This is a genomic window from Bradyrhizobium canariense, from assembly GCF_900105125.1.
Lineage (GTDB): Bacteria > Pseudomonadota > Alphaproteobacteria > Rhizobiales > Xanthobacteraceae > Bradyrhizobium > Bradyrhizobium canariense_A.
In genome coordinates this window covers 6329717-6344656 of the sequence record NZ_LT629750.1, presented here as the reverse complement: position 1 = coordinate 6344656, position 14940 = coordinate 6329717, and the positions used below count along the sequence as shown (strand labels likewise).

Sequence of the window (14940 nt, the reverse complement as noted above, 5' to 3'; positions counted from 1 at the left end):
AGCGCACGTCAGCGGCGGTTTGAATATTTCCGGAAACCAAGGGCGGCGAGGAAATTTTTCGCGAATGCGCCAGCCACAGTGAGGCATCGCGCGGAGGCTAGTCTGCTAATGTCGGCAGCAAATTCCCCAAGCGTTCGCCGCTGTTCACCAGCGTCTTATTCAACCATTATTCAACCAACGCGGCTGATGGCTACCTAAGTGCCTGACTTTGCTGGCGCTCCCTAGGGGAATCGAACCCCTGTTTCAGCCTTGAGAGGGCCGCGTCCTAACCGCTAGACGAAGGGAGCGTGCGGTTCAGGGAATAGCCTTGAAATCGGCCCGCTGCAAGGCGCGGCGGACACCGTTCCGGCGGATCGTGCCGTTCAGGGCTCGCTGACGAATTTCAACCGCCCGGCCGGCTTGAGCGTATGCGCGTCGAAGGTGCGGATTTCGGTCACACCTCCTATATCCAGTGTCAGCAGCAGCCGGTCGCCGGCGACGCCGGTCGCGACGATCCGGGCGCCTTTCGGCAGCGTGGCGGTGACGTCGGTGACGACAGTGCTTCCCTCTGAGCGGAAAAGGCGATAGCCGATGGCGATCAGCACGGCCGCCACCGCCAGCGTCGTGGTTAGGCCCGCAATCAGCATCATCCGCCGTACCCGCGCGAACAGGGCGGCCTGCTCGGGTGTCGGTTCGGGCGCAACAGTAGCAGCGGTATCGGTCATCAAGGGCTCTTTAGAGCATGATCCGGAAAAGTGGAAACCGGTTTTCCGACCGGATCATGCTCAAACAAAAAAGGAACAAGGCTTGTCATCAACTAGCGGTCAAAGGCTGGAAGTCACCGTCGGCGGCGACGAGGGATCGGCCCGGCTCGACCGCGTGCTGGCGGTACGCCGTCCGGAGCTGTCGCGCTCGCGGCTGAAAGCGCTGATCCTGGCCGGTTCGGTCACCGTCAGCGACGCTTCCATCCGCGACCCCGCTTATCATGTCGCCGCCGGCGATACGATCACAATCGACGTCCCCGAAGCCATTCCCGCCGAGCCCAGGGGCGAAGATATCGCGCTTAATATCGTCTATGAGGACGATGACATCATCGTCATCGACAAGCCCAAGGGCCTCGTCGTGCATCCCGCCGCCGGCCATGAGACCGGCACGCTGGTGAATGCGCTGATTGCCCATTGCGGCGCGAGCCTTTCCGGAATCGGCGGCGTCCGGCGTCCGGGCATCGTGCACCGGCTCGACAAGGACACCACCGGGCTGATGGTGGTGGCGAAGAACGACCGGGCGCATCAATCGCTGAGCGAGCAATTCGCCGACCATGGCCGCACCGGCGCCATGCGCCGCGGCTACAAGGCGTTCGCGTGGGACCTGCCCAACCGGCAGCGCGGCACCGTCGATGCGCCGATCGACCGGCACCCGCACGCGCGGGAAAAAATGGCGGTGCGCGACGGCGGCCGCGAGGCCATCACCCACTGGGAAATCCAGGAAGCGTTCAATGGCCGCGACGGCAAGCCGATCGCGGCGCTGCTGGCCTGTCAACTCGAGACTGGGCGCACCCATCAGATCCGGGTCCACCTCGCCCATATCGGCCATCCCCTGATGGGCGACGGCGTCTATGGCCCGCACTTCAAGACCAAGGCCGGCCGTCTCGGTCCCGAAAGCCAGGCGGCCTTGAGCACCCTCGATCGCCAAGCGCTACACGCATACCTCCTGGCGCTGGAGCACCCCAAAACAGGGGAAATTTTGCATTGGGAGGCGGCCTTGCCGGAGGATTTGCTTCTCCTGCAGGAGAGGCTACGAGCGGCGCTATGACGCAGGCCTCTCAGAAAAGCGATGTTATGCCAACAGGTTATGGCAGCCACACGGTGACGTGACTCCGGTTATCCTTCCAAAGGCCCCCCGTTTTGGTGTATGTTGCACCTGCGTTGAATATCCAACGCGGAACATCGCAGAGCGACTGGCTTTAACATAGAGGCCGCCTGCCTGGCCCGCCGCTATCGGGGGCCTGAACCACTGGAGGGCGCTAAATGGCCCGTACAGCTACCTTGCCGGTTCTCAACGGAGAATCCGGCCTCTCAAGATACCTCGCCGAAATCCGCAAATTCCCGATGCTGGAACCCCAGCAGGAATACATGCTCGCCAAGCGCTGGCGTGAGCATGATGATCGCGACGCGGCACATCAGCTTGTCACCAGCCATCTCCGGCTCGTGGCCAAGATAGCCATGGGCTATCGCGGCTACGGATTGCCGATTTCCGAGGTCGTCTCGGAAGGCAATGTCGGCCTGATGCAGGCAGTGAAGCGGTTCGAACCTGAAAAGGGTTTTCGTCTCGCCACCTACGCCATGTGGTGGATCAAGGCGTCAATACAAGAGTACATCCTTCGTTCGTGGTCGCTCGTAAAGATGGGCACCACCGCGAACCAGAAGAAGCTGTTCTTCAACCTGCGCAAGGCGAAGAGCAAGATCTCCGCACTGGACGAGGGTGATCTTCGCCCCGACCAGGTCAAGCTGATCGCCAAGCGGCTGGGCGTGACGGACCAGGACGTGATCGACATGAACCGCCGCCTCGGCGGCGACGCGTCGCTCAACGCGCCGATCCGGGACGACGGCGAGGCCGGCGAATGGCAGGACTGGCTGGTCGATAACTCGCCCAACCAGGAAGCCATCATGGCCGAGCACGAGGAGTTCGATCATCGCCGTCAGGCGCTGAACGGCGCCATCGGCGTACTCAACCCCCGGGAACGCCGCATCTTCGAGGCGCGCCGTCTGGCGGAAGAGCCGATGACGCTGGAAGATCTGGCAAGCGAGTTCGGCGTGTCGCGCGAGCGCGTGCGGCAGATCGAGGTCCGCGCCTTCGAGAAGGTGCAGTCCGCGGTCAAGGGTACGATCGCCCGGCAGGAAGCCGCACTGGAAGCCGCGCATTAATTTGCGCGCCATCGAAACAGAGACATCAAAGCCGGCGGCAACGCCGGCTTTTTTGTTGGTCACGGCGCTTCACCAATCAAAGCGTCCCTCCGCCAACACATTCAGGTCGTCATGCCCCACGAAGGCGGGGCATCCAGTACTCCGGAGCGCTCGCTTTTTGCACCCTGCACTCCAACTGGCGCTCGGGATACTGGATCGGCCGGTCAAGCCGGGCGACGACAGCGGGGGAGTGCTGCGCGCGCCGCCTCATCCCTCAGTAATAAGCCCGCAGATAATCCGCGACGCTGTCGGGCTGGTTGAGATTGTCCCAATCGTAGGGATCGCCATACAACAGCGCTTCGGCCTGGGTTTTGTAATCGGGTGAAACGTTGTCGGCTTGCGGCAGTGGCCGGCTGAGAATATCGCGATAGTCCTGATAATTCTCCTCCGTGCCGATGAAGACGCAGACACAGTGGATCGGCTCGGCATAGAGATAGCGCACATTGCCGCCGTTCCTGTGAATCACGAAACGATGCGGCGGCAGTGCCTGCAGCACGCGTTTTCCGGCTTCATCATTGGCGACCTGCACCCGAAATCCAGCCGAGGAGAGATAGAAGCTGTTCCTGTCGAGAAAGGGCTTGCTCGGCGTCTCCAGTGCCACCAGCAGCGACGTGCACAACAGAACAATGATGGCGGGAAAAATCCGAAAAACTCGCATCCCGTGGGGGCGAAACATCTGACCGTGAGCCGATGCAAATGGCCAGACCGTCGAAGCCGACATCGCGAAATCCCCCTGCGGACCGAGTGCGGTCCATGCGCGTATGACGCAGGGTATAACGGCGCAGGCAAAGGGCCAAGCTGGCATGAACCGGCCGCCGGGATTAAGTGACAAAGACGAACAGAGATGCTGCTGCCAAACCGAGGAGCGAGGCGTTCTCGCGGGCCGTCATGGCGATCAGATTGCAATCAACCGTCGGCGGGTTTTCGCCCGAGTTCATGCGCCGGCTGCCGCGGCTCGAGCAGGCCATGGTCGCGCACGGACTTGAGCCAGCGGAGTTTGTGATCTCAAAGGATCGCGCCACGCCAACGATGCCTTTCCTCGGGCCGTTCTTCTTCGACTACACGGTGTTTGTCGGAGGCGAGAGTTTTACCGTCACCGAACCGAACGATCTCGGCTTCTATGAATATTTCTATCAGCGCTGCGTCGCCGAAGACGAGACCATGCCCGAGCAGCGCCTGCGGCGCCCCGGCCTGATCAGCCGCTTCTTTCGCTGGATGGCGCAGCCGATTTGAAGAAGAAAGAGAACTTCTCAACCCGTCTTGCTCCGACTTGATCCGGGCATCCACGTCTTTCTTAAATTGGATAGATCAAATCTTGGGATGGTGGGCACGCTTCGCTTTAGCCACCCTACTTCCCCCACTCTCTTGCCAGCGTCGCGAGCGCGCAGCCTTCGCAGTAGCGGGCATCCTTGAAGTCGATCCAGTCGTGCGCGTAGACCCGATCGACGGGGATGCCGTAGCGCGCCCGCAGCACGGCAACCAGAATCCGCCATACCGCGATCTGCGCGTCGGTGGCGCCGCGCGTCACATCAGGATAATTGCCGGCGAATTCCACGCCGATCGAGTTGTTGCCGACCACCTGATGATAGGTCGGGCTGTTGTCGATATATTTGTTGTCGTTGCGGTTGCCGCCGTCGCCATGGGTCGGCACGAGATTTTCCGGCACCGACCAATACACCGTGCCATCGGTTTCGACCCAGACGGTGACGCCGCGCCGCGTCGGATTCTTGGATTGCTCCGACGCACCCCAGCGCGCCGAACCGGCCGGGCCCTCGGTCTGATGCACGATGATGTTGCGCCAGGGATGAGCGTTGGACAGATCGCCCCACGGCGCCAGCCACACCATCTTCAAACCGGGAATGTCCGGCGTGCCGGACTGACGCGCGATGGCCGAGAGGTCCGGCGTTTGCGCCGAGGCCGAGGTAAAAATCGCGACGACGCAAAACGCGAGCGCCAGCAAACGGGCGATCATGGCCAGCTTCCGATGAACCGGCTCCATAACACGCTCAGGCGATTTTGCGCAGGGCCTGCTCGATAGCGGCTTCAAGTTCAGGCGCCAGCGGCGGCGACGCCGGATCATAGATCGCATGGCAGTTCCTGCCGTCTTTCTTGGCGGCATACAGCGCGTGATCGGCAGAGGCGATCAAGCGGTCGGGGAATGCGCCCATCTCCCGAGTCCATTGCGCCACGCCGATCGAAACCGAGACGGGGATGTCGGCGCCGACGCATTGCGTGGCGTCTTCGCGGCACACATCTACAATGCGGCGTGCGATCATCGCGCCCTCGCGCACGGTGCTGGCCGGCAGCACCACGCAGAACTCGTCACCACCGGTGCGCGCCAGCATATCGCCGGGCCGCAACCGGGTCTGCGCCATCAACGTGAAATGCTGAAGGCAGGCGTCACCCGCGGCGTGACCGTGGGTGTCGTTGATCGCCTTGAAGCCGTCGAGATCGATCACCAGCAGCGCGAAAGGCGCGCCGCTGCGTTCGGACCGCGCGCATTCCTCGGTCAGGCGCTGCAACAGATGCCGCCGGTTGCCGACTCCGGTGAGGTCGTCAAGCAGCGCGAGATCGGCGACCTCGTTGCGCAGACGGTCCATCGCCATCAGCAGGAAACCGAAATTCAACGCCATCGACAGGAAAACCAGCAACAGGATCACGGCCGACTGGAACGGACTGAAATGAACGAAGGAAATATCGGCGCCGAACAGACTGCCCGCAAGGCGCGCGACATAGATGGCGATAATGATGCTGGCGACCACGCCGGCGAGCCGGGCGCCGGGATTGATGTGGCCGTTCTGCCGCGACAGCAGCGGTTTCAGGCTCAACGCCAGCGGCAGGGATTGAGCGATCGTATAGACGGCGATCCGCATCATGAGGCTGTCGTGTACGAAGATGAAGAACGCCAGGCCGGAGAAACTCAATCCCGTGATCAGCGCGGTGCCGAGCCAGGTGCCTCCCTGGCCGTAGAACCGCTTGATGCCCATCGCAGCCAGGCAGGCGGCGAAAATCAGAAATGTGCCGGCGGCCAGCAACGGCAGCAGTGAGTCCACCGCGACGACGCGCAGCATCGCGAACGCCGCGCCAGCGGCCGCGGTAAACGCCGAGCCGGTCCAGAACCGCGCGGCCTCGAAATTGGGGTAGCTGCGCACGATGTAGGCCCAGATCAGGCCCAGCGCCAGAAAGTTGATGACGAATACCGTCCACAACGTCGGTACGTTCAGCATTGTGAACCCGGAACGTACAAGGCCCCGTCTCCCCTGTTATAGAACACCATCCCAGACCATCCCCGTGATCTTACGGAGTAACATGCAACCACCTCGCTTAACGGACTCTCACCCTCGCCGCGGCAATCCGCAGTTTGGTTTTGAATTGATGAAGAACCGTGAGCATTGCCTCGCCTGTTCCGGATCAGAGCAGATACATGCTCTGGCTTCGTGTCTTGTTAACTCTGTCGCGCCCGCGTGAAGCCGCTTCGATCGTTCGCGTCGTCGACCGTGACGTCGTCTGGCGCTTTCTCGTTCTAATTAGATCAGGCCGAAGCTCCATCCCTTGACGCACTTGCTGCGAGCGGAGGTGCTCCGCTTTCACTCGAAAAGGCTTTAGCGTGTCGAAAATCGTGCAAAAACCCATAACAACTGTGGATAACGCAATGACAAAGGCATGACGGTGCGGGGCATCGCGCTCCGAATCTGCTGGGATTGTATTCGAGGATGTTGCGAGGTTGGCCCTCCGCCGAGCATGCCTCGTGTCGCGTTTCATTCCATTAACTCAAATGAGGATGCTATGGCTAAGAAAGCGAAGAAGGCTAAAAAGGCGAAGAAGGCGAAAAAGGCCAAGAAGTCCAAGAAGTGACTTTCCGCCCGGGTGGAGCCTCGCTCTGCCCGGGCATCCAATTTCAGATGAGCGATTTAATTGACACGGCGGGCCTCGAGCCCGCCTTTTGATTTCTATCATCAAACGCGACGCAGTCTCCTTCCGCCGTCATTGCGAGGAGCGTTCGCGACGAAGCAATCCAGTCTTGCTCTGTGGGCCTTCTCGATTGCTTTGCCGATCCTGTCAACGGATGGCGCTCTGCCGATCCGCTGGCTCGCAATGACGGTGGTGTGGCTATTACCGCTCCGCGAACGCCAGTTTGACGCCGAGCGCGGCGAACCCGGCCGCAAAGCTGCGGCGCAGCCAGGTCATCACCTTCGGCCGCGAGATGATGCGGTCGCGGACGCCGGCCGCGAACAAGCCATAGACCACGAACACCGCAAACGTCAGCGCCATGAATGCGCCGCTCAATTCCAGCATCCGCGCCAGCGGATGGCTTTCATCGGCCGCGATGAATTGCGGCAGGAACGCCAGAAAGAAGATCGACAGTTTCGGATTGAGGATGTTGATCAGAAAGCCGGTGACGACCACGCGCCGGTGCGACCGCCCTGCGGCCGGAGCGTCGATCGCAAGCGCGCCGGTCTCGCGCAGCGCCTGCCACGCCATGTAGAGCAGATAGAACACGCCCAGCCATTTCAGCGTCGCAAACGCCACCGCGCTGGTGTGCAGCACGGCGGCAAGCCCGAGCATGGCCGCCAGCATGTGCGGCACGATCCCGAGCGTGCAGCCGAACGCGGCGGCGACACTCGCACGAGAACCCTGCTTGAGCGCCACCGCGAGCGTATAGAGCACGCCGGTGCCGGGAGAGACGACCACGACCAGCGAGGTCAGCAGAAAGGCAATCGACATAGGCGTCACACGTCCTTCAGCTTTTTTGATTGGGGGTATTCGTTGCCTGCCCGGGCGTCGCCAGATCCGGAAACAATTCGCTGAAACGGCTCTTCTCGCCATCGAATACCGCGAGCCAATGCCGCACCACCTGTTCCGGGTCGGCATCTTTGGCGCGAAGAGCCCGGAATAATTCCATTTTCATCTCTTGCAGGCGAGTGCCCGGAAACTCATTGGCCGAAAACGACTGAGGAAAATCCGCCCTCAGCCAATGCGAGAACATTCGACTAAGCATCGCGGCCCGGCTCTTGGCGGCAGCCGGGGAATAGGAACCCAGCACAAGCTCGGCTGCCTTCATGTTGAACTGCGCGCGGGCCTGAAAGAACATCGTAATTATGCCGGCCATCAACGCGACAACGGCAGCCATAAGGGGAACTGCGACACCGAGGAAAGTCCAGCCACTCTTTTCGCGATCCAGCGCCAGTTGATCGCGCTGCAATGTCAGTCGCTGTCGTTCGATTTCAAGACTCTCCTTCTGGAATTCGCTGAGCTGGTCCACGACAACTGCGGACCCGGCTTGCGCTGCGCCGTTGCCGCCTTGGACGGCGGCAGGCGGCATCTGGGCTGTGCCAGCCGGCGTTTGGGCATCGGCCCGGGTCATTCCGACCACGAAAAGGCCGACCGCCGAGATTACACAGAAAACACGGAAAACCCCCGTCATTGCGCCCTCCCTCTGCAAACCGTGCCTCGCCACGAGCATAGCAGATTTTAAATTCTCCGCGCTGACGTTGCGCGATTTCGGGAACGCCGCTGCCTCCGGCGAGCAGCGCACGCGCCCGGCGCGATCAGCCATCTTGCGGGCAAGGACAGCGTCATCGACTGCCGATATCAGGGACTGCCGATATCACGACGCCCGCGGTCGCGGAAGCAGTGCGGCTCACGCGTTGTCGTTGGCGGCCCGGTGCGCAAGCGACATCCGTTCCGCCGCACGGATCACGTCGAGCGGCGCCCACGGCTTCGACCAGAACTGGGCGCCGTCCGGGAGTGGCTGCCGCAGCGGCATGCCCGAGGTGACGATCACGTCGATATCGGGCACGCGCCGCTTGGCGATGTGCGCAAGCTCGACACCGTTCATGTGGCCGGCGAGGTGGACGTCGGTCATCATCAGCCGCAAAGAGCCGCCGTTCCTTTCCAGCACCAGTTCGGCCGCTTCCGCGCTTTCGCACTGGATCACATCGTAATCGCTCTCTTCGAGCAGCAGACAAATCATTTCCCGTTGCATCGGGTCGTCTTCGACAACAAGCGCAGTGGCACGAAAGGGCTTCGATTGTCCCATGAAGGGCCTCCTGTGAAATCAGCCCCGAAGAAGTAACTTTAGTTAAAGGCCGAAAGGACTGGATGGTTTCCGGTTCCCGGCATAAAAACCGGGGAACCCGTTGCGGCCTCCCCAGGGCTGCATGCCCTTGCACATTTTTTCACCCCACATTCTTTCCTCCCACATGGAGCTAATACCCGATGACTGCGATCCGTGGATCCGCTGCCGCCGTGACCGGCGCCGCCAGCGGCATCGGCCGTGCGCTGGCGCTGGAGCTTGCCGCGCGCGGCTGCGATCTCGCCCTTGCCGATCGTGACGAGACCGGCTTGCAGGCAGTCGCCGCCGAGATTGCCCGCGACCATCAGCGCAAGGTCACGACGCATGGCGTCGATGTCGGCGTACCCGAGCAGATCGCACAGTTCGCGCAGGCTGCTGTAACCGCCCACCCTGCCCTCAACATCGTCGTCAACAATGCCGGCGTCGCGCTGATGGGCACTTTCGGCGAGATCGACCAGGCCGAGATGGACTGGCTGATGAACATCAATTTCTGGGGCGTGGTGCATGCGACGCGCGCGTTCCTGCCGCATCTTTCGCGGCAGCGCGAGGCGCACCTCGTCAACCTCTCGAGCATCTTCGGCATCGTCGCGCCGCCCGGCCAGACCGCCTATGCGGCGGCGAAATTCGCGGTGCGCGGTTTTTCGGAAAGCCTGCGCCACGAATTGCAGGCGGCGGCAAGCCCAATTCGGCTTTCGGTCGTGCATCCCGGCGGCGTCGCCACCGCCATCGCCCGCAACTCGCGCCGTGGCACCGGCATGACCGACAATGTCCGCCGCGCCCAGGCGATCGAACGGTTCGACGCGGTCGCCAAAACCACGCCGCAAGCTGCCGCGCTGCGCATCATCGAAGGCATCGAGAAGAACCAGCCGCGCATCCTGATCGGCAACGACGCCCGCCTGATGGACCTGGTGCAACGTTTTAGGCCCGCGACCTACTGGAAGGTGCTGTCGCGCCTGATCGAGAAGGCGACGAAGAAGGGGAAGTAATTCGTCATGCGAGGAGCGTAAGCGACGAAGCAATCCAGAAGCTTCGAGCGGTCATTCCAGGGCGCAACAAAGTCGCGAACCCGGAATCTGGAAGTTGTCGGTGCGAGATTCCGGGTTCATGCTGACGCATGCCCCGGAATGACGGCGATGCGTCGTCCCGGCTCAAGGCCGGGACGACGTGGAGTATGCTTCTCGATCATCAAGCAGCCAATTAGGAATTACTTCGTCCTGGCCGGGCTCGACCCGGCAATCCATCCCCTTCTAAAAAGTTATTGCGAAGATTGATGGATGCCCGGGTCATCTGGCGCGAAGACGCGCTTCGCGCTTTTGCCCGGGCACGACGCGTATGTCAGACACGGCTTCGCGATCTCGCCGCACCTCGCGCGAGGTTTGCTGGTCAACGTCCTGCCCTGTTCTGAAAATCAGAGGGCGCAGGGAATGCCGGGCGCCCGTTGCGCCCCGCAGCCTCGCGTGCAGTGAAAAAAAGCACACGAGTTAGTCACCGCGGTCACACCGGTTCACCCGGCATTCCCTGCGCAGTGGTTTTAACGGTTTCCTTCGTGCTCTCCCCGGCGATCGGGCTTTCTTGTCACCGTCGTCGGTGTGATGCGAAGCATCATCACCAACTTGACGCCGGCATCGAGGCGTCAGGACCACACGACTTCGCCGTCCACGCATAGGCGCCGTTCGTCCACAGCGCCGCGCGCGTCCACCGCATCCCGCCCCGCGTTCGTGACGATCGCGAGCCGCCCCTCTGGGGAGCGGGACGGCGCGGCTATAGGGGTGATTTGGTTATGGACGAAAGTGGAATATTTTTCGAAACGGGGCTGGACAGTGATTTGCCCGACGGGCGGTTTTTGTAACCAGCCTAAACCACACCCGTCATGGCCGGGCATCGTCCCGGCCATCCACGTCTTTCTTGCTTGGGTGCCTCCAAGACGTGGATGCCCGGGACAAGCCCGGGCATGACGAACTAACCTGGATCGCCGTTTCCTCGCAAACGCACCCGTCATTCCGGGGCGATGCGACAGCATCGAACCCGGAATCTCGAAGTTATTGGCGCGAGATTCCGGGTTCAGCCCTGCGGGCTGCCCCGGAATGACGGCAAATAGCAATCACCTTCCCACCAGCTGATCCGCAAAATACCCGATCGTCTTGCGATAGATCGTGGCGTGATTCCATTCGCGCATCGCTTCGAAATTTTCGCTGCCTTCGCCGTAGGGCGCGCCCATCTTGAAGCCGTTGGTGTGCAAGAGGTTCGCGGTGGAAGCGAGCACGTCGGGCACTGAGTGGCGCAGATCGACGCGGCCGTCACCGTCGAAATCGACGCCGTATTTGATGTAGGACGACGGCAAAAATTGCGTCTGGCCGATCTCGCCGGCATAGGCGCCGATCAAATCCCGCAACGGAAGATCGCCGCGCTGCACGATCTTCAGCGCCGCCAGCAATTCGCCCTGGAACAGCTCGGAGCGGCGGCAATCATGCGCCAGCGTGGTCAGCGTCCGGATCACCGGCAGCTTGCCCATGTCGCCATGGCCGAAATCCGTCTCCAGCCCCCAGATCGCGACCAGGATCTGCCGGGGCACGCCGAACCGCGCCTCGATCCGCGACAGCAGCGCGGCGTTCCGCTGCAGCATCGCCCGGCCGGTGTTGATGCGCCCCGAGCCGACGCGGGTCGAAACATATTGCTCGAACGTCTTGTTGAAGGTGTAGCGCTGGCGGCGATCAAAATTCAGCACCGCCATGTCCTGCGTTACACCGCCGAACGCCTGCGAAATAACGGCTTGCGAGACGCCGGCCGCCTGCGCGTCCGCCGACATGCTGGCGACGAAGGAATTAAAATCCCCACCACAACGGGCGGCGAACGAGGGGGTGGCGATGACCGTGCTGAACAAAATGGCCAAATAAAACTTGCGCATGCGAATCCTTTGCTGCTCGATTATCTCAATCATGTCATGAAAATACGCGCCGCACACCGTCATTGCGAGCCAACGGGTCGCGCGCATGCGCGCCCGATGACAGACTCCGCGAAGCGATCCATATCGCCAACGTGCAGAAAGGTGGATTGCTTCGTCGCTTCGCTCCTCGCAATGACGATGGAGAGACTGGTAACGCTTGCATCAGAGGCGCGTCCCGCAAGCCCGCTTCACTCGCCTCCGTCGATCTGGCGGCCCATCAGCGCGATGGCGCGCTGGTAGACACCCGCCGCATTCCAAGCCTCGATGGCGGCGAAGTTGGGCTCTCCCGGCTGATATCCGGCGCCCGCACGCCAGCCATGGGCTTTCAGGAAATTCGCGGTCGAGCTCAGCGCGTTGGCCGCGACGTCGAGATTGCCGGTACCATAGGCGAGAATGTTCTTCGGCATAAACTGGGTCTGGCCGACCTCGCCATGCATGGAGCCGCGCTGGGCCGGCGACAGCGCGCCGCGATCGATCAATTGCAGCGCCGCGTAAAGGTGCTCGGTGAAATAGGCCGACCGCCGGCAGTCATAGGCCAGCGTCGCGATCGACGAGAGCATGTTCTGGTTGCCGCGCTGGCTGCCGAACCCCGTCTCCATGCCCCAGATGGCGAGCAACGGGCCCGGCGGCACGCCGTAACGCTGCTGAATGGAAGCAAACATCGCGCCTTGCGAATGCTTCAGCGAACGTCCGCGCGCAACGATGGTCGCAGCACCCCGCTTGGCGAGAAACGCGTCGAGCGACAGATTGAAGCTTCGCTGGCCGCGATCGGCGGCGATGGTCGCCGAGGCGTAGTTCGTCGCCATCAAGGCCTGGACGGCCGAGGCGCCGACGCCCTTGGCCCTCGCCTCCTGGGCGAACTCGCTCTTCCAGGCTTCGAACCCGCCGGGGCCACTGCCGCATTGGGCGGCGCGGGCTTGTGGGCTCAGGCCCGCGAGCAGGGTCAGAATAGCGGCCATTATCAATTTTGTGCGCGTGGTCATCAGGAAGTCCCTTGGCAGTCGCTTGGCAGTCCCTTGGCAATACCTTGGGCATAACGGGTGGCCCGAGATCGTAACACCTCTCATGCCATTTTTCGTTCGAAAATGCCCCTTGCGCCCGCGACCTGCCGCCCGGCGGCTTGTCGCCTGCAAATCAGTTGATCCACATCAAGCGGCTGCGCGGCGGTATCCCCTGGACCCGTCAGCCGAAGGGAGAGCCGCTATGATCGGAATGATTCCGGCCACGGATCAGTTTCGCGCCGCACCTGTCTGGTCCGGCAACGGAACAAGCGCCAGGTGATCGCCTCGCCTGGGCTTTCGACGCAGGCGTCGGTCACCGAGCAGCGGCACGCGATCAGGAAAATGCCCCGGGTTGACTGGGTAGTATGGCAGCGAGCAGCGCTGGAGCGATGTGCCCATCGGCATGCAAGGCCCAGAGCCTCATGGCCTCGAGGTCCGACGCGAGATAGCGGTCGCGATCGAGGAAGGCTACGCGCGAGCGGATCGTATCGAACTCCGCTTCGATCAGCGGTGAACTCTTGAGGGGGCGCCTCAACTCGATGCCCTGGGCCGCGGCCATGGCCTCGATGCCGACCACGACGGCCGTGTTGTTCACCATCTCGCCGAGCCGGCGCGCCGCGTAAGTTGCCATCGATACATGATCCTCCTGATTGGCCGAAGTCGGAAGACTGTCGACACTCGCGGGGTGGGCCAGCGACTTGTTCTCGGATGCAAGTGCCGCGGCCGTCACCTGCGCGATCATGAAACCGGAGTTTAGCCCGCCGTCGCGCACCAGGAATGCCGGCAGGCCCGACAATGCGCTGTCGACGAGCAGCGCAATACGCCGCTCCGCCATCGCGCCGATCTCGGCTATCGCGAGCGCCAAAATGTCGGCGGCGAAGGCCACCGGCTCGGCGTGAAAGTTTCCCCCTGAGATCACCTCGCCGGTGTCGGCGAACACCAGGGGATTGTCCGACGCTGCATTGGCTTCGATCGCCAGCACGCGCGCCGCGTGCGTCAAATTGTCGAGACATGCGCCCATGACCTGCGGAATGCAGCGCACCGAGTACGGATCCTGCACGCGTCCGCAATCGGCGTGAGACGGCACGATCTCGCTGCCCTCCAGAAGCGCAAGCACCGCGGCCGCAACAGCGATCTGCCCGGCCTGCCCGCGCGCCTCGTGGATGCGCGCATCGAACGGCTTGATGGAGCCCTGGATGGCTTCGAGCGACAGCGCCCCCGAGATCAACGCCGACGCGAAGACGTCTTCCGCACCAAACAAGCCTGAGAGCGCGAGAGCGGTTGATACCTGCGTGCCATTGAGCAGGGCCAGCCCCTCCTTGGCACCGAGCACAAAGGGCTCCAGCCCGACCAGCGCCAGGGCCTCGCTCCCTTTCACGACTTTTCCATCGGCGGTGAAGGCTTCGCCGTCACCGATGAGCACGCACGCCAGATGTGCAAGGGGAGCCAAATCCCCTGACGCGCCGACCGATCCCTTGGCGGGGATGCGGGGAGTGATGCCCGCGTTGTACAAGGCGAGCAGCGCATCGACCAGCGCCGGCCGTACCCCGGAATGCCCACGGGCCAAACTCACGACCTTGGTCGCGAGCACCAACCGGACCACGGCAGGCGAGAGCGGCTCACCCGTTCCGACGCTGTGCGACAGCACCAGATTGCGTTGCAGTTCGGCCAAATGGTCGTTGCTGATCCGCGTGCTCACCAGCTTGCCGAAGCCGGTATTGATTCCATAGACCACCTTGTGGCTGTCGACGATGTCCTGAACCGTGGCCTGTGAAGCCCGCATGCCCGTGGTTGCCGAGGGATCCAGCGACAGCGCAACGGTACCTGCATGGATGCGTCTCAGCAGCGGGAGGTCGACCGCTCCCGGCTTCAGGACGGCCGTGCTCGGGAAGGCGGGATTGGCTGGGTTCATGACATCTCGTCCAAACCGGATGAAATGCGGGAAACCGGGAACTCACGGTTGTTCCGCGGAGTTGC

14 protein-coding genes and 1 tRNA gene are annotated in these 14940 nt (G+C 62.4%); 4 read left to right on the top strand and 11 right to left on the bottom strand.

Features of this window, described 5'->3' with window-relative positions:
• Positions 1–212 precede the first annotated feature (212 nt).
• Both BLV09_RS30045 and BLV09_RS30040 read right to left on the bottom strand, forming a co-directional pair.
• Positions 213–287, bottom strand: a tRNA-Glu gene (locus BLV09_RS30045).
• 75 nt (positions 288–362) lie between these two features.
• Positions 363–704, bottom strand: a complete 342-nt coding sequence (locus BLV09_RS30040) for a hypothetical protein (RefSeq protein ID WP_100385777.1) — start codon at positions 702–704, stop codon at positions 363–365.
• Positions 705–786: 82 nt separating this feature from the next.
• Here BLV09_RS30040 and BLV09_RS30035 point away from each other — a divergent pair, with 82 nt between their 5' ends.
• A complete protein-coding gene (locus tag BLV09_RS30035) occupies positions 787–1791 on the top strand; it encodes an RluA family pseudouridine synthase (protein WP_433994365.1) in 1005 nt (334 codons plus the stop codon).
• Between the two features lie 215 nt (positions 1792–2006).
• Positions 2007–2903: an RNA polymerase sigma factor RpoH gene (gene rpoH / locus BLV09_RS30030; RefSeq protein ID WP_100385776.1), complete on the top strand. Its 897-nt coding sequence runs from the start codon at positions 2007–2009 to the stop codon at positions 2901–2903.
• A gap of 253 nt (positions 2904–3156) precedes the next feature.
• Here rpoH and BLV09_RS30025 read toward each other — a convergent pair whose 3' ends face one another.
• On the bottom strand, positions 3157–3663 hold the full coding sequence (locus BLV09_RS30025) for a hypothetical protein (protein ID WP_244548849.1): 507 nt from the start codon (positions 3661–3663) through the stop codon (positions 3157–3159).
• 167 nt (positions 3664–3830) lie between these two features.
• On the opposite strand from BLV09_RS30025, the gene BLV09_RS30020 reads away from it, so the two are divergent.
• On the top strand, positions 3831–4175 hold the full coding sequence (locus BLV09_RS30020; protein ID WP_146689967.1) for a hypothetical protein: 345 nt from the start codon (positions 3831–3833) through the stop codon (positions 4173–4175).
• Between the two features lie 115 nt (positions 4176–4290).
• On the opposite strand, the gene BLV09_RS30015 is transcribed toward BLV09_RS30020, so the two are convergent.
• From BLV09_RS30015 to BLV09_RS29990, 5 genes are all read right to left on the bottom strand, one after another.
• A complete protein-coding gene (locus BLV09_RS30015; RefSeq protein ID WP_146689966.1) occupies positions 4291–4914 on the bottom strand; it encodes a peptidoglycan recognition protein family protein in 624 nt (207 codons plus the stop codon).
• A 34-nt stretch (positions 4915–4948) separates the two neighbouring features.
• A complete protein-coding gene (locus tag BLV09_RS30010) occupies positions 4949–6169 on the bottom strand; it encodes a GGDEF domain-containing protein (RefSeq protein ID WP_146689965.1) in 1221 nt (406 codons plus the stop codon).
• A gap of 886 nt (positions 6170–7055) precedes the next feature.
• Positions 7056–7667 (bottom strand): LysE family translocator, encoded by a 612-nt coding sequence (locus BLV09_RS30000; RefSeq protein WP_146689963.1) that lies wholly within the window; start codon positions 7665–7667, stop codon positions 7056–7058.
• Between the two features lie 16 nt (positions 7668–7683).
• Positions 7684–8367 (bottom strand): hypothetical protein, encoded by a 684-nt coding sequence (locus BLV09_RS29995; protein ID WP_146689962.1) that lies wholly within the window; start codon positions 8365–8367, stop codon positions 7684–7686.
• A gap of 216 nt (positions 8368–8583) precedes the next feature.
• Complete coding sequence (locus tag BLV09_RS29990) at positions 8584–8982, bottom strand: response regulator (RefSeq protein WP_146689961.1); 399 nt, start codon at positions 8980–8982, stop codon at positions 8584–8586.
• Positions 8983–9161: 179 nt separating this feature from the next.
• Here BLV09_RS29990 and BLV09_RS29985 point away from each other — a divergent pair, with 179 nt between their 5' ends.
• The gene (locus BLV09_RS29985) at positions 9162–10004 is read left to right on the top strand and encodes an SDR family NAD(P)-dependent oxidoreductase (protein WP_146689960.1); all 843 of its coding nucleotides are present in this window, start codon (positions 9162–9164) and stop codon (positions 10002–10004) included.
• A gap of 1115 nt (positions 10005–11119) precedes the next feature.
• On the opposite strand, the gene BLV09_RS29980 is transcribed toward BLV09_RS29985, so the two are convergent.
• The 3 genes from BLV09_RS29980 to hutH all read right to left on the bottom strand — a co-directional run bounded on the left by BLV09_RS29980 (position 11120) and on the right by hutH (position 14875).
• Positions 11120–11923: a lytic murein transglycosylase gene (locus BLV09_RS29980; RefSeq protein WP_146689959.1), complete on the bottom strand. Its 804-nt coding sequence runs from the start codon at positions 11921–11923 to the stop codon at positions 11120–11122.
• Between the two features lie 227 nt (positions 11924–12150).
• Positions 12151–12945, bottom strand: a complete 795-nt coding sequence (locus BLV09_RS29975; RefSeq protein WP_146689958.1) for a lytic murein transglycosylase — start codon at positions 12943–12945, stop codon at positions 12151–12153.
• Between the two features lie 352 nt (positions 12946–13297).
• The gene (gene hutH, locus BLV09_RS29970; protein ID WP_146689957.1) at positions 13298–14875 is read right to left on the bottom strand and encodes a histidine ammonia-lyase; all 1578 of its coding nucleotides are present in this window, start codon (positions 14873–14875) and stop codon (positions 13298–13300) included.
• Between the last annotated feature and the right edge of the window lie 65 nt (positions 14876–14940).

Coding starts and splice junctions, on each gene's coding strand:
- BLV09_RS30040 (WP_100385777.1), bottom strand. CDS start 704: ATGACCGATACCGCTGCTACTGTTGCGCCCGAACCGACACCCGAGCAG.
- rpoH (WP_100385776.1), top strand. CDS start 2,007: ATGGCCCGTACAGCTACCTTGCCGGTTCTCAACGGAGAATCCGGCCTC.
- BLV09_RS30025 (WP_244548849.1), bottom strand. CDS start 3,663: ATGTCGGCTTCGACGGTCTGGCCATTTGCATCGGCTCACGGTCAGATG.
- BLV09_RS30020 (WP_146689967.1), top strand. CDS start 3,831: ATGGCGATCAGATTGCAATCAACCGTCGGCGGGTTTTCGCCCGAGTTC.
- BLV09_RS30015 (WP_146689966.1), bottom strand. CDS start 4,914: ATGATCGCCCGTTTGCTGGCGCTCGCGTTTTGCGTCGTCGCGATTTTT.
- BLV09_RS30010 (WP_146689965.1), bottom strand. CDS start 6,169: ATGCTGAACGTACCGACGTTGTGGACGGTATTCGTCATCAACTTTCTG.
- BLV09_RS30000 (WP_146689963.1), bottom strand. CDS start 7,667: ATGTCGATTGCCTTTCTGCTGACCTCGCTGGTCGTGGTCGTCTCTCCC.
- BLV09_RS29995 (WP_146689962.1), bottom strand. CDS start 8,367: ATGACGGGGGTTTTCCGTGTTTTCTGTGTAATCTCGGCGGTCGGCCTT.
- BLV09_RS29990 (WP_146689961.1), bottom strand. CDS start 8,982: ATGGGACAATCGAAGCCCTTTCGTGCCACTGCGCTTGTTGTCGAAGAC.
- BLV09_RS29985 (WP_146689960.1), top strand. CDS start 9,162: ATGACTGCGATCCGTGGATCCGCTGCCGCCGTGACCGGCGCCGCCAGC.
- BLV09_RS29980 (WP_146689959.1), bottom strand. CDS start 11,923: ATGCGCAAGTTTTATTTGGCCATTTTGTTCAGCACGGTCATCGCCACC.
- BLV09_RS29975 (WP_146689958.1), bottom strand. CDS start 12,945: ATGACCACGCGCACAAAATTGATAATGGCCGCTATTCTGACCCTGCTC.
- hutH (WP_146689957.1), bottom strand. CDS start 14,875: ATGAACCCAGCCAATCCCGCCTTCCCGAGCACGGCCGTCCTGAAGCCG.